Source organism: Hydrogenophaga sp. (genome assembly GCF_030373225.1).
Taxonomy (GTDB): domain Bacteria; phylum Pseudomonadota; class Gammaproteobacteria; order Burkholderiales; family Burkholderiaceae_C; genus Hydrogenophaga.
In genome coordinates this window covers 17,420-35,844 of record NZ_JAUCZG010000017.1, presented here as the reverse complement: position 1 = coordinate 35,844, position 18,425 = coordinate 17,420, and the positions used below count along the sequence as shown (strand labels likewise).

The window sequence follows — 18,425 nt, the reverse complement described above, 5'->3', positions numbered from 1 at the left end:
CATCTGGTTCGCCCGAGACATGACCAAATTTGTGTTCGTCACCGGCGGTGTGGTGTCCTCCCTGGGCAAAGGCATCGCCTCCGCATCCCTCGCCGCGATTCTCGAGTCCCGCGGCCTCAAAGTCACCCTCATCAAGCTCGATCCCTACATCAACGTGGATCCGGGCACCATGTCTCCCTTCCAGCACGGCGAGGTCTTCGTCACCGACGACGGCGCCGAGACCGACCTGGACCTGGGTCACTACGAGCGTTTCATTGAAACGCGCATGAAGAAGACCAACAACTTCACCACCGGCAAGATCTACCAGTCGGTGCTGGAGAAGGAACGCCGGGGCGACTACCTCGGCAAGACGGTGCAGGTGATCCCGCACGTCACCAACGAGATCCAGGAGTTCATCCAGCGCGGTGCCGGCATCGGCACGGCGGACGCGGTGGACGTGGCCATCGTCGAGATCGGTGGCACGGTGGGCGACATCGAATCGCTGCCGTTCCTCGAGGCGGTGCGCCAGATGAGCCTGCGCATGGGCCCGAACAACTCGGCCTTCGTGCACCTGAGCTATGTGCCCTGGATCGCCGCCGCCGGCGAGCTCAAGACCAAACCCACCCAGCACACGGCCAAGGAGTTGCGTGCCATCGGCATCCAGGCCGACGCCCTGCTCTGCCGCGCCGACCGCCGCATTCCCGACGAAGAGCGCGCCAAGATCAGCCTGTTCTCCAACGTTCCCGAGTGGGGCGTGATCTCCATGTGGGACGTGGACACGATCTACAAGGTGCCGCGCATCCTGCACGAGCAGGGGCTCGACGGCCTGATCTGCGACAAGCTGCGCCTGAACACCCCCCCGGCCAGCCTCAAGCGCTGGGATGACCTGGTCTACGAGGTCGAGCACCCCAAGGCCACGGTGCACATCGCCATGGTGGGCAAATACGTCGACCTGTCGGACAGCTACAAGTCGCTCAACGAAGCGCTGCGCCACGCCGGCATGAAGAACCACGCCAAGGTCCAGATCGACTACATCGATTCGGAGACGATCACCCCGGCCAACGTGAACCAGGTGCTCGGCCGCTTCGACGCCATCCTGGTGCCCGGCGGCTTCGGCAAGCGCGGCATTGAAGGCAAGATCTGTGCGGCCCGGTTCGCCCGCGAGAACAAGGTGCCCTACCTCGGCATCTGCCTGGGCATGCAGGTCGCCACCATCGAATACGCGCGCCATGTGGCCGGTCTGAAGGACGCCAACAGCACCGAGTTCGAACCCGACACGCCGCACCCGGTCATTGCCCTGATCACCGAGTGGAAAGACGCCGACGGCAGCATCCAGCAGCGCAGCGCCAGCTCCGACCTCGGCGGCACCATGCGCCTGGGTTCCCAAAGCTCCGATGTGGCGCCCGGCACCCTCGCGCACCAGATCTACGGCCCGGTGGTCACCGAGCGCCACCGCCACCGGTATGAGGCCAATGTCAACTACCTCGACCGGCTGCGCGAGGCCGGCCTGGTCATCTCGGCGCTGACGCAGCGCGAGCAGCTCACCGAAATGGTGGAGTTGCCCCAGAGCGTTCACCCCTGGTACGTGGGCGTGCAGTTCCACCCCGAGTTCAAGTCGACCCCCTGGGCCGGCCACCCGCTGTTCAACGCCTACGTGAAGGCCGCGCTGACCCAGCAGAGCCAGACTTCGCCCGCCGTGGCCACCGCCTGACCGAGCCCACCCCATGAAACTTTGCGGCTTCGACATCGGCCTGAACCAGCCTTTCTTCCTCATCGCCGGCCCTTGCGTGATCGAGTCCGAGCAACTGCAGATGGACGTGGCCGGGCAGCTGAAGGACATCACCGGCGCTCTTGGCATTCCGTTCATCTTCAAGAGCAGTTTCGACAAGGCCAACCGCAGCAGCGGCACCACCTACCGCGGCCCCGGCCGCGACAAGGGCCTGGAGATCCTGGCCAAGGTCAAACGTGAACTCGGCGTGCCGGTGCTCACCGACGTGCACAGCGAGGACGACATCGCCGAGGCAGCAAAGGTCTGCGACGTGCTGCAGACGCCCGCCTTCCTGTGCCGCCAGACCGATTTCATCCGCGCCGTGGCGCAGAGCGGCAAGCCGGTGAACATCAAGAAGGGGCAGTTTCTCGCGCCGCACGACATGAAGAACGTGATCGACAAGGCGCGCGCGGCCGCGAAGGAAGCCGGCCTGAACGAAGACAATTTTCTCGCCTGCGAGCGCGGCGCCAGCTTTGGCTACAACAACCTCGTGAGCGACATGCGCTCGCTGGCCATCATGCGCGAGACCGGCGCGCCGGTGGTCTTCGACGCCACCCACAGCGTGCAGCTGCCCGGCGGGCAAGGCACCAGCAGCGGCGGTCAGCGCGAGATGGTGCCGGTGCTGGCGCGCGCGGCGGTGGCCGTGGGCGTTGCCGGCCTGTTCATGGAGACCCACCCCGACCCCGCGAAAGCCATGAGCGACGGCCCCAACGCCGTGCCGCTCAAGCACATGAAAGCGCTGCTCGAAACGCTGCTGGCGCTGGACACCGTGACCAAAAGAAACGGCTTCCTCGAAGACCATTTCAACGCCTGAAACCCTTTCACTTTCTTGTTTTTTGACCCAGAGGTAATGACCCCATGAGCGCAATCGTTGACATCGTTGGCCGCGAGATCCTGGACAGCCGCGGCAATCCCACCGTCGAATGCGACGTGTTGCTCGAGAGTGGCGTGATGGGCCGTGCGGCCGTGCCCTCGGGCGCGTCCACCGGTTCGCGCGAAGCCATCGAGTTGCGTGACGGCGACAAGGCCCGCTACCTCGGCAAGGGCGTGCTCAAGGCGGTGGAACACATCAACACCGAAATCAGCGAAGCGGTGCTCGGCCTGGACGCCTCCGAACAGGCCTTCCTGGACAAGACCCTGATCGACCTCGACGGCACCGACAACAAGGGGCGTCTGGGCGCCAACGCCATGCTGGCGGTCTCGATGGCCGTGGCCCGCGCCGCGGCCGAAGAAGCCGGCCTGCCGCTCTACCGCTACTTCGGCGGCATGAGCGCGGTGCAGATGCCCGTGCCCATGATGAACGTGGTCAACGGCGGCGCGCACGCCAACAACAACCTCGACCTGCAGGAACTGATGATCATTCCCGTGGGCGCACCGAGCTTTCGCGAAGCCCTGCGCTGGGGCGCCGAGGTGTTCCACGCGCTCAAGAAAATCATCCACGACAAGGGCATGAGCATTGCCGTGGGCGACGAAGGCGGATTTGCGCCCAACGTGGCCAACCACGAAGCCGCGATCCAGATGATCCTGGAAGCGATCAACAGCGCCGGCTACACCGCCGGCGACCAGATCGCCCTGGGCCTGGACTGCGCCGCCAGCGAGTTCTACAAGGACGGCAAGTACCACCTGGAGGCCGAAGGCCTGGTGCTCTCGGCCGAAGACTGGACCAACATCCTGGCGACCTGGGTCGACAAGTACCCGATCATCAGCATCGAAGACGGCATGGCCGAGGGCGACTGGGACGGCTGGAAGGTGCTCACCGAGCGCCTGGGCGCCAAGGTCCAGCTGGTGGGCGACGACCTGTTCGTCACCAACACCAAAATCCTCAAGGAAGGCATCGACAAACGCATCGGCAATTCGATCCTGATCAAGATCAACCAGATCGGCACGCTGACCGAAACCTTCGCGGCCATCGAGATGGCCAAGCGGGCGGGCTACACCGCCGTCATCAGCCACCGCTCGGGCGAGACCGAAGACAGCACCATCGCCGACATCGCCGTGGGCACCAACGCCGGCCAGATCAAGACCGGTTCGCTGTCCCGCTCCGACCGCATGGCCAAGTACAACCAGTTGCTGCGCATCGAGGAAGACCTGGGTGAAGTGGCGGTGTATCCGGGCCGCGCTGCCTTCTACAATTTGCGCTGACCATGGCCAACCGCCTCATCCCTGCCCTGCTGATCGGACTGCTGCTGGTGCTGCATGCCCAGCTGTGGTTCGGGCGGGGCAGTGTGCCGCAGGTGGCGAGCATGAAGCAGCAACTGGCTGCCCAGGACCTGGCCAACCGGGAAGCGCAGCAGCGCAATGACCAGTTGGTGAACGAGGTGCGAGACCTGCGGGAAGGCCTGGACATGGTCGAGGAGCTCGCCCGCGCCGAGCTGGGCATGGTCAAGCCCAACGAAATCTTCGTGCAGATCGCGCAGAACAAGCGCTGAGGCGATGGCGGCCTTGACGGTGGCGCTGCTCGGCGGCGAGTCCAGCGGCAAGACCACACTGGGCCAGGCCCTCACCCGTCAACTCAACACCCTGGGCATCGGCGCCACGCTGGTGCCGGAGCACCTGCGCGACTGGTGCGAACGCGCCGGCCGCGCGCCCACGGCGCTGGAGCAGGCGGGCGTGGCCGATGAACAAACGCGCCTGATCGACCAGGCCGCAAGCAGTGGCGCTCAGGTGGTGGTGGCCGACACCACGGCGATGGTGGTCGCAGCCTACAGCGACCGCGTGTTCGAGGACCGCTCGCTGCACGCGCCTTCGCTGGCCCGGCAAGCCCGCTACCAGCTCACGCTGCTGATGGGCCTGGACATGCCCTGGCAGGCCGATGGCCTGTTCCGCGACAGCGCCGCCATGCGGGCCGATATCGACGCCGTGCTGCGGCGAGAACTGCAGTCGGCCGCCATCCCGTTCCAGACCGTCTACGGCTCTGCACAAGCGCGACTGCAGCACGCGCTTCGGGCAGTGGGTTCCTTGCTCGGCCGCCCGCTGGTGGCGCACGACCCGTTGCTGGAGGCGGGCACCGGCCGCTGGACCTGCGAGAACTGCAGCGACCCCGAGTGCGAACGGCGGCTGTTCAGCGGGCTGTTGAATGCCCGTTCGGGCTGAGCCTGACCCCCTGTTCGGGCTGAGCCTGACCCCGTTCGGGCTGAGCCTGTCGAAGCCCATGCACAGGTGTTGGCGGGCCCTTCGACAGGCTCAGGGCGAACGGGAACGGGAACGGACTGAGCGCGAGCGGGCGTGGAGCCCGGGCCTTCACTGCTTCTGGCCGCTCGCGGGCGGCTGCCGGTCGGGTTGCAGGAACACCTGGGCCGCGTCCACCGGGTCGAACCGGTACTGCGCGCCGCAAAACTCACAGCCCACCTCGACCTGACCCTGTTCGCTCAGGATCGACTCGATCTCGTCGCGACCCAGGCTGCGCAGCATGCTGCTGACACGTTCGCGCGAACAGGTGCAGGCGAAGCGCGGACCACTTTCGCCCGTCATGGGTTCGAAGCGGCGCACGTCTTCTTCCCAGAACAGGCGGTGCAGGATGGTGTCGGCGTCCAGCGTGAGCAGCTCCTCTCGCTTCAGGCTCGAGGCCAGGATGGCGATGCGGTTGTAGTCCTCGTTCAGGCCGATCTGGTCTTCGTCGCGCGCTCCCGACTGGCCGGCCAGGTTGCCGCTGCCCTGCAGCGGCAGGCGCTGGATCAGCAGGCCGGCGGCCACGTGCTCGTTGGCGGCCAGCACCAGGCGCGTGTCGAGCTGTTCGCTTTGCAGCATGTAGTGCTCGATCACCTCGCTGAGCTTTTCCAGCTTCTCGCGCTGGTCACCAAACAGCGGCACCACGCCCTGGTAGGGCGCCTGCCCGGGCAGGCGGTCCTTGGGGTCCAGCGTGATGGCGCAACGACCCTGGTTGTTGACATTGACCATGTGCGAGAGCGGTGCATCGGGCGCCACTTCGCCGATCACGGTGGCGGTGGCGCGCAGCGAGAGGTCGGGCTGCACCTCGGCCACGGCCAGCTTCACCGGTCCGTCGCCCATGATCTGCATGACCAGTGCGCCGTTGAACTTGATGTTGGCCTGCATCAGCGTGGCCGCCGCGGTCATCTCGCCCAGCAGCTCGGTCACCGCCGTGGGGTAACCGCCACCGTCCCGGTGGCGTTGCAGGATCTCTTGCCAGGCGTCGGTCAGGCGCACCAGCATGCCGCGCACCGGCAGGCCTTCAAAGACGAATTTGTGGAGTTCGGACAAGCAGGACTTTCAGGAATCGTTCGAAAAAAACAGACGCTTGCAGATCGGGTTCAGCCGACCTTTTTCAAGCTCTTGCGAAACCGCTCGGCGTTGTCGGTGTAGTGCTTCGCGCTCATGCGCAGACCTTCGATCTGCTCGGGCGTGAGCGATCGGGTCACGCGCGCCGGACTGCCCAGGATCATGCTGCCGTCCGGGAATTCCTTGCCCTCGGTCACCAGCGCACCGGCACCCACGAGGCAGTGCCTGCCGATCTTCGCGCCGTTGAGCACCACCGCACCGATGCCGATGAGCGAGCCGTCGCCGATGGTGCAGCCGTGCAGCATCACCTGGTGGCCCACGGTCACGTTCTCGCCGATGGTCAAAGGCTGGCCCACGTCGGCGTGCAGCACGCTGCCGTCCTGGATGTTGCTGCCGCGCCCGATGGTGATGGTCTCGGTGTCTCCACGCACCGTGACACCGAACCACACGCTGCTGTCCTCACCCAGCACCACGTTGCCGATCACCTGCGCGTTGTCGGCCACCCAGGCCGAGGCGGCCACCCTTGGCGCCGTGCCGTCGAGTTCGTAAAGGGCCATGTGTCTTGTCTCCTGTGGCGAAACCTAGAATTGTAGGGATGCAAGCCCGCTCCGACCTGTCGCCCCCGCCCACCGTCTGCCTGCGCGAGGGGGCTCTGCAAGCCTTGTGCACCAGCGATCCGGACGACAAGCTCCGCGCCACCCACGCGCTTTTTGAAGCGCTGAAGCAGGGAAACACCCGCCTGGACCCGGCACAGCGCCTGGCGCCCGAACCCGGCCGGGCACTGCCGGGCCGACCGGCGCGGCCGGTGCTCATCGCGCCGGTCGATGTGCCCCAGCGCTCGCCGTTCACGCCGGAAGGCCTGGCGATGCTGCTGCACGCCGTGGCGCACATCGAATTCAATGCGATCGACCTGGCCCTGGACGCGATCTGGCGCTTCCCCGACATGCCGGCCGGCTACTACACCGACTGGCTCCAGGTCGCCCACGAGGAAGCCATCCACTTCGGCCTGCTGCGCGAGCACCTGCGCAGCCTGGGCCGCGACTACGGTGACTTCGCCGCCCACAACAGCCTGTGGGAGATGTGCGTGCGCACGCAGCACGACGTGACCGCCCGCATGGCCCTGGTGCCGCGCACCATGGAAGCGCGCGGCCTGGACGCCACACCACCGATGCAGGCGCGTCTGCGCAAGGTGGGCACGCCCGCCGCCATGCGCGCGGTCGAGATCCTCGACGTGATCCTGCGCGACGAGATCGGCCATGTGGCGGTGGGCAACCGCTGGTACGGCTGGCTGTGCAAACAGCAGGGCATGGAACCGCTGAGCCACTACCGCCGGCTGGCTCGCGAGCACTCGGCACCGCGCCCGAGGCCGCCGTTCAACGAAGCGGCGCGGCTGGCGGCCGGCTTCAGCGAAGCCGAGCTGACCGCCATGCACCAGGCGTGAGCCCCGATAATCGGGGATGACTTCCGCCCCCACGACCGCTTTCAGCACCCTCCCCCTTTCCCCCGCCACGCTGGCCAACCTGGAACAGCTCGGCTATCTGGAGATGACCCCCATCCAGGCCGCAGCCTTGCCGCCCGCGCTGCTGGGCAAGGACATCATTGCCCAGGCCAAGACCGGCAGCGGCAAGACCGCCGCATTCGCCCTCACCCTGCTGGCCAACCTGAACGCGCGCCGCTTCGCGGTGCAGACGCTGGTGCTGTGCCCCACGCGCGAACTGGCCGACCAGGTGACCACCGAAATCCGGCGGCTGGCGCGCGCCGAAGACAACATCAAGGTCGTCACGCTGTGTGGCGGCGTGCCGCTGCGCGGGCAGCTGGCCACGCTGGAACACGGCGCGCACATCGTGGTGGGCACGCCGGGCCGCATCATGGACCACCTGGAACGCGGCAGCCTGCCGCTGGACGCGCTCAACACCTTGGTGCTGGACGAAGCCGACCGCATGCTCGACATGGGCTTCTTCGACGACATCGTGACGGTGGCGAAACGGTGTCCCAAGACGCGCCAGACGCTGCTGTTTTCCGCCACCTACCCCGAGGGCATTGCCAAGCTCAGCGCACAGTTCATGCGCGAGCCGGTCACGGTGACGGTGGAGGCGCAGCACGCGGGTGCGCAAATCGAACAACGCTGGTACGAAGTCAGGGACACCGAACGCCTGGATGCGGTGAGCAAGCTGCTGGCCCACTTTCGCCCGGCCAGCACGCTCGCGTTCTGCAACACCAAGGCCCAGTGCCGCGACCTCGTTGCCGTGCTGCAGGCCCAGGGCATCAGCGCGCTGGCCTTGTTCGGCGAGCTGGAGCAGCGCGAGCGCGACCAGGTGCTGGTGCGCTTTGCCAACCGCAGCTGCTCGGTGCTGGTGGCCACCGACGTGGCGGCACGCGGCCTGGACATCACCAGCCTGGCCGCCGTGATCAATGTGGACGTGACGCCGGACGCCGAGGTGCACATCCACCGCATCGGCCGCACCGGCCGCGCCGGTGAAAGCGGCCTCGCGCTCAACCTGGTCAGCATGGACGAGATGGGCAGTGTGGGCAAGATCGAGCAGCTGCAGGGGCGCGAATCGAAGTGGCACCCGCTGAGCGAACTGGTGCCTACCGGCCAGGGGCCGCTGGTGCCGCCCATGGTCACGCTGCACATCCAGGGCGGGCGCAAGGAAAAGATCCGCCCCGGCGACGTGCTCGGCGCCCTCACCGCCGACCTGGGCTACACCCGCGAACAGGTGGGCAAGATCAATGTGAACGAATGGTCGACCTACGTGGCGGTGGACCGCAACATCGCTGCGCAGGTGGCCAGCCGCCTCAACGACGGGCGCATCAAGGGCAAGAGCGTGAAGGTGCGGGTGCTGGAAGACTGAGGCGGCGGTTCACGCCGGGTCGGGCGCCCCGGCTGCGCGCTGCACCACCTCGTGCAGCACACGATCGAGCTCACCGGCCTCGACGGGCTTGCGCAGCACGGCCGCGAACAAGGTCTCGATCTGGCGGGCATCGGCCTCGCCCAGATTTCCGCTGAGCAGCACCACCGGTGGCGGACGCTCCATCGACCGGATGCGCCGGCCCAGCCCCACGCCGTCGAGCCGCGGCATCGACAGGTCGGTGAGCACGACGTCCCAGCGCCGCGCCGACTGCACCAGATAGCTCCAGGCCTCCTCACCGTCCCGTGCGCGTGTCACCTGCCAGCCCCTGCGCTCCAGCAGTGCGCTCCACGACTGACGGACCAGCTGGTCATCGTCGACGAACAGCAGTTCACGGCGGTGCCTGTCCGGCGAAGGCATGGACGCGGGAAGACTCGTGGCCTCTGTGTCCTCACGGGCCGGCAGGTACACGCAGAAACGGGTGCCGTCGCCCGGCACGCTGGACAAGCCGATGTGCCCGCCATGGTGCGAGGTGATGCCCTGCGCCACCGACAGGCCCAGGCCGGTGCCGCGCCCCACGCTTTTGGTGGTGAAGAAGGGCTCGAAGACCCGGTCGATCAGCTCGGGCGCCATGCCCGGCCCGAAGTCGCGCACCTCGATCGAGAGGAAACGGCCCGGGCCCAGGCGCACCAGCTCCGGGGGATGCCCGTCCGGCTGCGGCAGGGTCAGCGCATCGATGGTGATCTCGATCCGGCCCTTGCCGTCCATGGCATCGGCTGCGTTGATCAGCAGGTTCACCAACACCTGCTGCAACTGTGTCGGGTCCCCCTCGACGAGGTCGCTGTCGACGCGCTGGATGGCCACGATCTCGCACTCGCGCGTGAGGCCTGCGCTCACCAGACGCCGGGTGTCCTCCACCAGGGTGGCGAGGTGCAGCCGTTGCAGCCTGGGCGCGGTCTTGCGGCCGAACGCCAGCAACTGGCGGATCAGCCCGTCGGCGTATTTCGTGGCCTTGAGTGCCTGACCGAGCGACTCGTGTCCGGGGTGCTTCTCTTCCAGGTCCTCCATCGTGAGCCGCACCCAGCCAGTGACGGCCGCCAGCGAGTTGTTGATGTCGTGTGCAATGCCACCGGCGAGCCGGCCCAGGGCCTCGGATTTCTGGCTCTGCATCAGTTGCGCCTGAATGGCTTCCTGCCGCTCGAAACTCAGGCGCTGCTGCAGGGCGTCCGCCTGCACCCGCTGCAGCAGCTGGTTGATGCCGCAAGCCAGCGAACTGATCTCGTCGTTGCCCTGCACCAGCACGGGAGGCGCTGCGGTGGGGCCGTCCCTGGCAATGACGTCGATGTCGCTGCAGATGCGCTGCAGCCGCTTGAGCAGGAACCGGTCCAGCAGCAGCACCAGCAGCAGGCTGGCCATCAAGGCGGTGAGGGCCACGGCGATCATGCCTTGCCAGGTCATTGCCTGGCCCTGCGCCTGCAGCCGGCGGTCCAGCCCGAGGACCAGTTCTGCCACCGGACGCCCCCGGTGGTCTTGCAGCACGGCATGCAGATCGGCGCGTTCGGCGTTGACTGGCAGCACGTAGAACGCCTGCCCATCGCGACCGGGCTCGGAGAAGTTCAGGCGCGCCGGCATCATCAGGACCTCGGCCAGGCTGAGGACCTCGACCTCGTCAAACCGTCGCACCGCAACCATGACGCCCTGTACGGCTCCGTCCATCACGTCCGGGTCCCGCACCGCGGCAGCGATCACGATCTCGAGGTTCCCCTCGACCACCCGCAGGGTCTGCAGCACGGTCTTTGGGTCTTCGCCCTTGAGCACCGGCAGGGCCAGTTCGCGCAGGGACGCGATGCGCCCGACCTCCAGCGCCGAGAGCTGCAGCGCGTCGTCCCGCGTGAGCGATCCGATCACCCTCGCCTGGCCATCGATCACCAGCACCTCCGAGATGCGCAGGTAACCCATGTTGTCCGCATCGAAGTTGTCGGACAGGAACGACGCCTGCCTGCCCTGGACGTAGTCCACCGCATCGCTCCAGTAGGCGTAGTCCTGGGTGGTGGCGCTCAGGGCCTGCACCTGCTGGTTGAACACCCGCCTGGCGCGCTCGCCCTCGCGCGCCGCGTGTTCGACCTCCAGCTGCGAGAACGAGTCAAGCACGATGTGTCTGACGCCCACCAGGGCGCCGGCCGCACAGACGGCCACGGCCGCGAGGATCAATCCCCAGGCCTTGTGTTGGAGTTTCATGATGAGGATTTATCGGCACAGGGGCCGGGAAGTGAAGCAGCAGGCGACCCGTGGACCGGCCGGCCACGATCTGGCCGACAATTCGCGCATGACCGATCCGATTCCCACCCCACCACCCCTGCCCGACCGCCTCTGCATCGACGCCCGCAGCCCGCACCATGTGGCGGCCGTCTTCGAACACGACATCGGCATCCGGTTCAACGACAAGGAACGCTTCGACGTGACCGAATACTGCATCAGCGAAGGCTGGGTCAAGGTACCCGCCGGCAAGACGCTGGACCGCAAGGGTCAGCCGCTGCTGATCCAGCTCAAGGGCCGGGTCGAGGTCTTCTACAAATAGAGACCATTTGCGCTGAACGCATGGGTGTGGCCAGACTCCCACCCCGCCTATGCACCGACGACTCTTCTTTTCAACCGCCGTGTGCGGCGTGTTCTGCAACCCCGCATGGGCCGGCACGTCCGAAGCCGACGACTCGCCAGCCAGGCCACCCGGCGTCACCGTGCCGACCGCTGTGCTGCAACGCTCGGTGGCCGGGCGCTTTCCGATCCGCTATCCGGTGCAGGGCCTGCTCAACCTCGACCTGCAGCCGCCGCGACTGAGCCTGCTGCCCGCACAGAACCGCCTGCGCGCCGAGATGGTGGTGGACGCCGCCGGCCCGGCACTCAACCGCAGTCACCGCGGCAGCTTCGACCTGGACTTCGCACTGCGCTACGAGGCCAGCGACCGCACGCTGCGCGCCCACCAGTTGCGCATCGACCGGTTGCGCTTCCCCAGCCTGCAGCCAGGCGTGGTGGAACTGCTCAACAGCTACGCGCCCGCGCTGGCCGAACGGTCGCTGCGCGAGGTGGTGCTGCACCAACTGCAGCCGCAAGACCTGCGCATGGCCGATGTGCTGGGCATGCAGCCCGGCCCGATCACGGTGACCGACGCGGGCCTGGTGATCGGCTTCGTGCTCAAGCCCTTGTGACACCCGGGCGCACAATCGCCCGATGAAAGTTCCTCCCCGACTCCAGTCCCTCGTTGAAGAGGGTCTCATCGACACCGTGGTGCGCCAGCTCATGAGCGGCAAGGAAGCCATGGTCTATGTGGTGCGCTGCGGGGACGAAACGCGCTGCGCCAAGATCTACAAGGAAGCGAACAACCGCAGCTTCCGCCAGGCGGTGGACTACACCGAGAACCGCAAGGTGAAGAACTCGCGCCAGGCGCGCGCCATGGCCAAGGGCACGAAGTTCGGCCGCGAATCGCAGGAAGCCGCCTGGCAAAGCGCCGAGGTGGACGCGCTCTACCGGCTGGCCGCAGCCGGTGTGCGGGTGCCGCAACCCTTCAACTTCGCCGACGGCGTGCTGCTCATGGAGCTGGTGACCGATGCGCATGGCGACGCGGCGCCGCGCCTCAACGACGTGTCGTTCACAGCCGCACAGGCGCGCCAGCACCACGCCACGCTGATCGGCGAGGTGGTGCGCATGTTGTGCGCAGGCGTGGTGCACGGCGACCTGTCGGAATTCAACATCCTGCTGGCGCACTCGGGCGAACAAGGCAGCGAGGACTTTCCCGTGATCATCGACCTGCCGCAGGCGGTGGACGCTGCGGGCAACAACCACGCCCAGCGCATGCTGCTGCGCGACGTGGCCAACCTGCGCGACTTCTTCGGCCAGTTCGCACCCGAGTTGCAGAAGACGCAGTTCGGCCCCGAGATCTGGAGCCTGTACCAGAGCGGCCTGCTCGGCATCGACACCCCCCTGCGCGGTCGCTACGAACGCACACCCGGCACGGTGGACCTGGGCAGCGTGATGCGCGAGATCGACGACGCCCGCGACGAGGACGCGGCGCGGCGCCTGCGCATGGCGCAGGCCTGAAGCGACCTTTGATCGATTACCCGTTGGGCCGCGTAAGGATTGCCGGCTGTGGTCGACTCACGGACATGAACATCCGTCCCAACCTCAACCGCCGCCAGACCATGAAACTGCTTTCCCTGCTCGGCCTGGGCGCCCAGGGCGTCGCCCCCGTGGCCAGCGCCGTGGCCGCCGCCGACCCCTGGAAACTCGACGAATCCGAGTGGAAGAAGCGCCTGACGCCGGCCCAGTTCGACGTGCTGCGCGAAGAAGGCACCGAGCGCCCGGGCAGCAGCCCGCTCAACGCCGAGAAGCGCCGGGGCACCTACCACTGCGCGGGCTGCGATCTGCCGCTGTTTGCGTCCGACACCAAGTACGAAAGCGGCACCGGCTGGCCGAGTTTTCACACACCGCTGCCGGGCGCGCTCGGCACCAAAACCGACTACAAGGCGATCTTTCCGCGCACCGAATACCACTGCGTGCGTTGTGATGGCCACCAGGGCCATGTGTTCAACGACGGGCCCAAACCCAGCGGCAAGCGCTACTGCAACAACGGCGTGGCGCTCACCTTCAAGGCGGCCGCATGAAGGCGCGCTGGCTTGGCGGCCTGCTGGCCGTGCTGGCGGGTGCGGTCCTGCTCACCGGCGCGGCCCTCGCCCAGACGGCGTCCGCCACGGCCAAGGCCACGTTCGCCGGTGGCTGCTTCTGGTGCGTCGAGGCCGACTTCGACAAGGTCCCCGGCGTCATTTCCACCACCTCGGGCTACATCGGCGGCACCGTGGCCAACCCGACCTACCGGCAGGTCTCGGCCAACAACACCGGCCACGCCGAAGCGGTGGAAATCGTGTTCGACCCGACCCGGGTGAGCTACGCCACGCTGGTGGAGAAGTTCTGGCGCACCATCGACCCGACCACCAAAGACCGCCAGTTCTGTGACGCCGGCAGCCCGTACCGCACGGCGATCTTCACGCACGGTGCGGCGCAGGCGGAGGTGGTCAAACGCTCGCTGGCGGCGCTGGACAAGAGCAAGCCCTTCAAGGAAGCCATCGTCACCGAGGTGGTCGCGGCCAGCACCTTCTACCCGGCCGAGGCCTACCACCAGGACTACTACCTGAAGAACCCGGTTCGCTACCAGTACTACCGCACGAGCTGCGGGCGAGATGCGCGGCTGGAGCAGTTGTGGGGCAAGCAATAGTGCGGGTGCACACCCCCCTTTCGGACTGAGCTTCCCTCCGTTCGGGCTGGGCCTGTCGAAGCCATCACCATCCCGTCACTGGCGGCCCTTCGACCGGCTCAGTGCGAACGGTCCGAGGGTTGCCCGGCTTGCCGCTGTCAGCCCCGCGGATGGTGCTGCGCCACGATGGTCTTGAGGCGCTCGCGGGCCACGTGGGTGTAGATCGTGGTGGTGGAGATGTCGGCATGGCCCAGCAGCATCTGCACCGCGCGCAGGTCGGCGCCGTGGTTGAGCAGATGGGTGGCAAACGCATGGCGCAGGGTGTGTGGCGACAAGGGTGAGGTGATGCCGGCGGCCAGTGCGTACTTCTTCACCAGCTGCCAGAACATCGCCCGGGTCATGGCCTCGCCCGCGCGCGAACCGCGCGAGGTGACAAACAGGTCTTCGCTCTGCAGGCCGCCCAGGATCTCGCCGCGCGCCTGCCCGAGGTAGCGCTGCAGCCACTGCCCCGCCACCTGACCAAACGGCACCAGCCGCTCCTTGTTGCCTTTCCCGGTGACTCGCAGCACCTGCTCGTTCATGCCCACGTGCCAGGTCTTGAGCGTCACCAGCTCGCTCACGCGCAGGCCGCTGGCGTACATCAGCTCCAGCATGCCGCGGTCGCGCAGGCCCAGTGCCGTGCCCACGTCGGGCGCGCCCAGCAGGGCTTCCACCTGTGCCTCCGACATCGTCTTGGGCACACGCAGCGGCTGGCGTGCCGGGGTCAGGCGCAGGGTCGGGTCGGCGCCGATGTGCCGCTCGCGCAGCGCCCAGCGGAAGTAGCGCTTGAACACCGTGAGCCTGCGGTTCGCGGTGGTCGCCCGGGTCTGGCTGTGGCGCGCACTGAAATAACCGTTGAGATCGGCCTCGGTGGTCTCGGGCAGGGTCTTGCCCTGCGTGGCCAGCCATTGGCCCAGCAGGACCAGGTCGCGCCGATAGGCGTCCAGCGTGTTGCGCGAGAGGCCCTCCTCCAGCCACAGCGCATCGACAAATGCACCAGCCAGGTCCTGGCTGGTCTCGGCCAGTGTCGGGTTTGTCATGGCGCACAGTATCGCGGGCGCTGCCGGGTTGGGGTAAACCCGGGCTGCCGAATACGCAGTTTCCTAGGGGTACAGGCAGGGGTGTTGCGGTATTCTGCCCCTTCGCCTTTTTGCCAACAACAGGAGACTCTCACATGCGTTTGATTCACAAGATCGGTCTGGGCCTGAGCCTGGGCGCTGCCCTCGTCACCGGCGTGGCCACGGCACAGCAACAACAGTTCGTCAACGTGTTGACCGGCGGGCAGAGCGGTGTGTACTACCCCATGGGTGTGGCGCTCTCGCAGATTTTCGCCAAGGACATTCCCAACACCCGCTCCACCGCCCAGGTCACGCGCGCCTCGGCCGAAAACCTGAACCTGCTGCAGGCCGGTCGCGGTGAACTGGCCCTGTCGCTGGCCGATTCCCTGTCCGACGCCTGGAAGGGCAATGCCGAGGCAGGCTTCCCGGCCAAGCTCGACAAGCTGCGTGGTCTCTCCGCCACCTACAACAATTACATCCAGATCGTCGCCAGCGCCGACTCCGGCATCAAGACCCTGGCCGACCTCAAGGGCAAGCGCGTCTCGGTGGGTGCCGCCAAGTCGGGCACCGAACTCAACGCGCGCGCCGTGCTCAAGGCCGCCGGCCTGAGCTACGCCGACCTGGCCAAGGTCGAGTACCTGCCCTTCGGCGAGTCGGTCGAACTCATGAAGAACCGCCAGCTCGATGCGACCCTGCAATCGGCCGGCCTGGGCGTGGCGTCCATCCGCGACCTGTCCACCTCGGTCAAGATCGTGGTGGTTTCGGTGCCTGCCGACGTGGTGGCCAAGGTGGGTGACGCGGCTTACCAGCCCGCCGTCATTCCGGCCAACACCTACACCGGCCAGACGATGGACATCCCCACGGCAGCTATCCCCAACTTCCTGGTGACCCACAGCGGCGTGTCGGACGACACGGCCTACCGCATGGCCAAGGCGATGTACGACAACATCGACACGCTCTATGCCGCGCACAACGCCGCCAAGGCCATCAAGCGCGAAAACGCCATCAAGGGCATGCCGGTGCCGCTGCACCCCGGCGCCGAGCGTTATTACAAGGAAGTGGGCCTGATCAAGTAAGGCGCCGACAGGCGACCGGGCGTTTCGGTGTTGCCCACGACACCTGCCCGATTTGACACGGCCCCTGAGCGGGGCCGTTTCCATTTCTGTTGACCCGAGGTTTCCATGAACGACAACAACACGCCTCCCTCGCCCGACAGCCCGGCCATCACCGCACCGGACAGCCACAGCAGCCCCCTGTCCGGCGCTGTGTTCTGGATCGCCATCCTGTTTTCGGCCTACCAGATCTGGATGGCGTCGTTCCACCCGTTCTCCAGCCAGGTGATCCGTGCGCTGCACGTGAGCTTCGTGCTGCTGATGATCTTCGCGCTGTTTCCGCCCATGGACGGGCGCAACGCCGGCTGGCGGGCCCTGGGCTGGCTGCTGGGCATCGCGGGTTTTGCCACCGGTCTGTACCAGTGGTATTTCGAAGCCGACCTGACCCAGCGCGCCGGTGAACTCACCAGCGCCGACTGGGTGGTGGGCGTGGTTGCGGTGGTGCTGGTGTTCGAAGCGGCGCGCCGCGTCATGGGCTGGGGCCTGCCGCTGATCTGCCTGATCTTTCTGGCCTACGCGGTGTTCGGCCAGCACCTGCCCGGCGCGCTGGCGCACCGGGGCTACGGCATGGACCAGATCGTGGGACAGCTGGGCATGGGCCTGGAGGGCATCTACGGCACCCCCACCTACGTGTCGTCGACCTACATCTTCCTGTTCATCCTGTTCGGCGCCTTTCTCGAACAGGCCGGCATGATCCGCCTGTTCAACGACTTCGCCATGGGGACCGTGGGCCACACGCGCGGCGGACCGGCCAAGGTGTCGGTGATCTCGTCGGGCCTGATGGGCACCATCAACGGTTCGGGCGTGGCCAACGTGGTCACCACCGGCCAGTTCACCATCCCGCTGATGAAGCGCTTCGGCTACAGCCCGGCGTTTGCGGGCGGTGTGGAAGCCACCGCCAGCATGGGCGGGCAGATCATGCCGCCGGTGATGGGGGCGGTGGCCTTCATCATGGCCGAGACCATCAACGTGCCCTACCTGTCCATCGTGCAGGCGGCCGTCATTCCCGCCATCCTGTACTTCGTGACCGCCTTCTGGATGGTGCACCTCGAAGCCGGCAACAAGGGCCTGACCGGCCTGGCCAAGGAAGACTGCCCCAACCCATGGACCGCCGTGCGCGAGCGCTGGTACCTGCTGCTGCCGCTGGCCGGTCTGGTGGCCCTGCTGTTCTCGGGCTACACGCCGCTGTTCTCCGGCACCGTGGGTCTGGCGCTGACCGTGATCCTGATCTTCGGCGCCGCCGTCATGACCGGCGTCAAGGGCCTGCCCTTGCGCGGCCTGTTCTGGGTGCTGCTGGGCATCGCCTGCGCCGGTTTCATCGAGTTCGGCGTGATCACCTTCTTCGTGATCACCGCCGTGCTGCTGGCGCTCACCTTCATCCGCCGGGTGGGCGGTGATGCGCGCCAGCTCGCGGTGCGTGCGCTGGTCGAAGGCGCGCGCCATGCGCTGCCGGTGGCCATTGCCTGCGCACTGGTCGGCGTGATCATCGGCGTGATCAACCTCACCGGCGTGGCCGCCGAGCTCGGCGGCTACATCATTGCCGTGGGGCGCGAGAGCCTGTTCCTGGCGCTGCTGCTGACCATGTTCACCTGCCTGATCCTGGGCATGGGCATTCCCACCATTCCCAACTACATCATCACCAGCTCGCTGGCCGCGCCGGTGCTGCTGGAGCTGGGCGTGCCGCTGATCGTCTCGCACATGTTCGTCTTCTACTTCGGCATCATGGCCGACCTCACGCCGCCGGTGGCGCTGGCGTGTTTTGCGGCGGCGCCGATCGCCCGGGAGACCGGGCTGAAGATCAGCATGCAGGCCATCCGCGTGGCCATCGCGGGCTTCATCGTGCCCTTCATGGCGGTCTACAGCCCGGCCCTCATGCTGCAGTCGGGCGACTGGATGGACACCTTGTGGATCGTGTTCAAGGCCCTGGTGGCCATCGGCATGTGGGGCGCGGGTGCCATCGGCTACCTGTTCGGTCGGCTCAACGTGGTCGAGCGCATCGTGGCCGTGGTCTCGGCGAGCTTCCTGGTGGTGGCGCTGCCGCTGACCGACGAGATCGGTCTGGGCGCGGTCGCGGTCTTCGTGGCCTGGCACTGGTGGCGCACGCGCCAGCAGCGCGCCCTGAGCGCAGCGCGCTGAGCC

The 18,425-nt window shown here is 67.0% G+C and carries 18 protein-coding genes; 14 read left to right on the top strand and 4 right to left on the bottom strand.

Annotated features, from left to right (window positions below; genetic code table 11):
• The first annotated feature begins 19 nt into the window (after positions 1-19).
• Genes QUV35_RS11245 through QUV35_RS11225 form a run of 5 tightly spaced genes read left to right on the top strand, consistent with a single transcriptional unit; the run spans position 20 to position 4,840 of the window.
• The gene (locus tag QUV35_RS11245) at positions 20-1,690 is read left to right on the top strand and encodes a CTP synthase (protein ID WP_300873726.1); all 1,671 of its coding nucleotides are present in this window, start codon (positions 20-22) and stop codon (positions 1,688-1,690) included.
• 13 nt (positions 1,691-1,703) lie between these two features.
• Positions 1,704-2,561, top strand: a complete 858-nt coding sequence (gene kdsA, locus QUV35_RS11240; RefSeq protein ID WP_300873724.1) for a 3-deoxy-8-phosphooctulonate synthase — start codon at positions 1,704-1,706, stop codon at positions 2,559-2,561.
• 44 nt (positions 2,562-2,605) lie between these two features.
• Positions 2,606-3,889, top strand: a complete 1,284-nt coding sequence (eno, locus tag QUV35_RS11235) for a phosphopyruvate hydratase (RefSeq protein ID WP_300873722.1) — start codon at positions 2,606-2,608, stop codon at positions 3,887-3,889.
• Between the two features lie 2 nt (positions 3,890-3,891).
• Positions 3,892-4,176 (top strand): septum formation initiator family protein, encoded by a 285-nt coding sequence (locus QUV35_RS11230; RefSeq protein ID WP_300873721.1) that lies wholly within the window; start codon positions 3,892-3,894, stop codon positions 4,174-4,176.
• A 4-nt stretch (positions 4,177-4,180) separates the two neighbouring features.
• Positions 4,181-4,840 carry an ATP-binding protein gene (locus QUV35_RS11225; protein WP_300873719.1) on the top strand — a complete coding sequence of 220 codons (660 nt, stop codon included), beginning with the start codon at positions 4,181-4,183 and terminating at the stop codon, positions 4,838-4,840.
• A gap of 147 nt (positions 4,841-4,987) precedes the next feature.
• On the opposite strand, the gene QUV35_RS11220 is transcribed toward QUV35_RS11225, so the two are convergent.
• Together QUV35_RS11220 and QUV35_RS11215 are read right to left on the bottom strand one after the other, a co-directional pair.
• Positions 4,988-5,965 carry an Hsp33 family molecular chaperone HslO gene (locus tag QUV35_RS11220; RefSeq protein WP_300873717.1) on the bottom strand — a complete coding sequence of 326 codons (978 nt, stop codon included), beginning with the start codon at positions 5,963-5,965 and terminating at the stop codon, positions 4,988-4,990.
• Positions 5,966-6,015: 50 nt separating this feature from the next.
• The gene (locus QUV35_RS11215; RefSeq protein WP_300873715.1) at positions 6,016-6,540 is read right to left on the bottom strand and encodes a gamma carbonic anhydrase family protein; all 525 of its coding nucleotides are present in this window, start codon (positions 6,538-6,540) and stop codon (positions 6,016-6,018) included.
• A gap of 38 nt (positions 6,541-6,578) precedes the next feature.
• Between QUV35_RS11215 and QUV35_RS11210 the strand changes: the two genes are divergently transcribed.
• Positions 6,579-7,424: a ferritin-like domain-containing protein gene (locus QUV35_RS11210; RefSeq protein WP_300873713.1), complete on the top strand. Its 846-nt coding sequence runs from the start codon at positions 6,579-6,581 to the stop codon at positions 7,422-7,424.
• A 16-nt stretch (positions 7,425-7,440) separates the two neighbouring features.
• Entirely contained in the window at positions 7,441-8,835 is a 1,395-nt protein-coding gene (gene dbpA, locus QUV35_RS11205; RefSeq protein WP_300873711.1) for an ATP-dependent RNA helicase DbpA, read from the top strand.
• 9 nt (positions 8,836-8,844) lie between these two features.
• Here the strand turns inward: dbpA and QUV35_RS11200 are convergent, their stop codons facing one another.
• Complete coding sequence (locus QUV35_RS11200; protein ID WP_300873709.1) at positions 8,845-11,070, bottom strand: ATP-binding protein; 2,226 nt, start codon at positions 11,068-11,070, stop codon at positions 8,845-8,847.
• Between the two features lie 88 nt (positions 11,071-11,158).
• On the opposite strand from QUV35_RS11200, the gene QUV35_RS11195 reads away from it, so the two are divergent.
• The 5 genes from QUV35_RS11195 to msrA all read left to right on the top strand — a co-directional run bounded on the left by QUV35_RS11195 (position 11,159) and on the right by msrA (position 14,098).
• On the top strand, positions 11,159-11,410 hold the full coding sequence (locus QUV35_RS11195; protein WP_300873706.1) for a DUF3297 family protein: 252 nt from the start codon (positions 11,159-11,161) through the stop codon (positions 11,408-11,410).
• Between the two features lie 49 nt (positions 11,411-11,459).
• Entirely contained in the window at positions 11,460-12,038 is a 579-nt protein-coding gene (locus tag QUV35_RS11190) for a DUF1439 domain-containing protein (protein ID WP_300873704.1), read from the top strand.
• A gap of 22 nt (positions 12,039-12,060) precedes the next feature.
• Positions 12,061-12,927 (top strand): PA4780 family RIO1-like protein kinase, encoded by an 867-nt coding sequence (locus QUV35_RS11185; protein WP_300873702.1) that lies wholly within the window; start codon positions 12,061-12,063, stop codon positions 12,925-12,927.
• A gap of 65 nt (positions 12,928-12,992) precedes the next feature.
• Complete coding sequence (gene msrB, locus QUV35_RS11180) at positions 12,993-13,490, top strand: peptide-methionine (R)-S-oxide reductase MsrB (RefSeq protein ID WP_300873700.1); 498 nt, start codon at positions 12,993-12,995, stop codon at positions 13,488-13,490.
• Complete coding sequence (gene msrA, locus QUV35_RS11175; RefSeq protein WP_300873698.1) at positions 13,487-14,098, top strand: peptide-methionine (S)-S-oxide reductase MsrA; 612 nt, start codon at positions 13,487-13,489, stop codon at positions 14,096-14,098. The genes msrB and msrA overlap by 4 nt, the downstream gene beginning before the upstream one ends.
• A 137-nt stretch (positions 14,099-14,235) precedes the next feature.
• Here msrA and xerD read toward each other — a convergent pair whose 3' ends face one another.
• Positions 14,236-15,156, bottom strand: a complete 921-nt coding sequence (gene xerD, locus QUV35_RS11170; RefSeq protein ID WP_300873696.1) for a site-specific tyrosine recombinase XerD — start codon at positions 15,154-15,156, stop codon at positions 14,236-14,238.
• Between the two features lie 134 nt (positions 15,157-15,290).
• On the opposite strand from xerD, the gene QUV35_RS11165 reads away from it, so the two are divergent.
• Both QUV35_RS11165 and QUV35_RS11160 read left to right on the top strand, forming a co-directional pair.
• Positions 15,291-16,250, top strand: coding sequence for a TAXI family TRAP transporter solute-binding subunit (locus QUV35_RS11165; protein ID WP_300873694.1), 960 nt, complete (start codon positions 15,291-15,293; stop codon positions 16,248-16,250).
• A gap of 105 nt (positions 16,251-16,355) precedes the next feature.
• Entirely contained in the window at positions 16,356-18,422 is a 2,067-nt protein-coding gene (locus QUV35_RS11160; RefSeq protein WP_300873692.1) for a TRAP transporter permease, read from the top strand.
• Positions 18,423-18,425 lie beyond the last annotated feature (3 nt).

What these genes read in the sequence shown, in the direction of transcription:
- QUV35_RS11245 (WP_300873726.1), top strand. Translation starts at nt 20, where the DNA reads ATGACCAAATTTGTGTTCGTCACCGGCGGTGTGGTGTCCTCCCTGGGC.
- msrA (WP_300873698.1), top strand. Translation starts at nt 13,487, where the DNA reads ATGAAGGCGCGCTGGCTTGGCGGCCTGCTGGCCGTGCTGGCGGGTGCG.
- QUV35_RS11195 (WP_300873706.1), top strand. Translation starts at nt 11,159, where the DNA reads ATGACCGATCCGATTCCCACCCCACCACCCCTGCCCGACCGCCTCTGC.
- QUV35_RS11165 (WP_300873694.1), top strand. Translation starts at nt 15,291, where the DNA reads ATGCGTTTGATTCACAAGATCGGTCTGGGCCTGAGCCTGGGCGCTGCC.
- dbpA (WP_300873711.1), top strand. Translation starts at nt 7,441, where the DNA reads ATGACTTCCGCCCCCACGACCGCTTTCAGCACCCTCCCCCTTTCCCCC.
- QUV35_RS11185 (WP_300873702.1), top strand. Translation starts at nt 12,061, where the DNA reads ATGAAAGTTCCTCCCCGACTCCAGTCCCTCGTTGAAGAGGGTCTCATC.
- QUV35_RS11160 (WP_300873692.1), top strand. Translation starts at nt 16,356, where the DNA reads ATGAACGACAACAACACGCCTCCCTCGCCCGACAGCCCGGCCATCACC.
- msrB (WP_300873700.1), top strand. Translation starts at nt 12,993, where the DNA reads ATGAACATCCGTCCCAACCTCAACCGCCGCCAGACCATGAAACTGCTT.
- QUV35_RS11230 (WP_300873721.1), top strand. Translation starts at nt 3,892, where the DNA reads ATGGCCAACCGCCTCATCCCTGCCCTGCTGATCGGACTGCTGCTGGTG.
- QUV35_RS11225 (WP_300873719.1), top strand. Translation starts at nt 4,181, where the DNA reads ATGGCGGCCTTGACGGTGGCGCTGCTCGGCGGCGAGTCCAGCGGCAAG.
- QUV35_RS11210 (WP_300873713.1), top strand. Translation starts at nt 6,579, where the DNA reads ATGCAAGCCCGCTCCGACCTGTCGCCCCCGCCCACCGTCTGCCTGCGC.
- QUV35_RS11190 (WP_300873704.1), top strand. Translation starts at nt 11,460, where the DNA reads ATGCACCGACGACTCTTCTTTTCAACCGCCGTGTGCGGCGTGTTCTGC.
- QUV35_RS11200 (WP_300873709.1), bottom strand. Translation starts at nt 11,070, where the DNA reads ATGAAACTCCAACACAAGGCCTGGGGATTGATCCTCGCGGCCGTGGCC.
- eno (WP_300873722.1), top strand. Translation starts at nt 2,606, where the DNA reads ATGAGCGCAATCGTTGACATCGTTGGCCGCGAGATCCTGGACAGCCGC.
- kdsA (WP_300873724.1), top strand. Translation starts at nt 1,704, where the DNA reads ATGAAACTTTGCGGCTTCGACATCGGCCTGAACCAGCCTTTCTTCCTC.
- xerD (WP_300873696.1), bottom strand. Translation starts at nt 15,156, where the DNA reads ATGACAAACCCGACACTGGCCGAGACCAGCCAGGACCTGGCTGGTGCA.
- QUV35_RS11215 (WP_300873715.1), bottom strand. Translation starts at nt 6,540, where the DNA reads ATGGCCCTTTACGAACTCGACGGCACGGCGCCAAGGGTGGCCGCCTCG.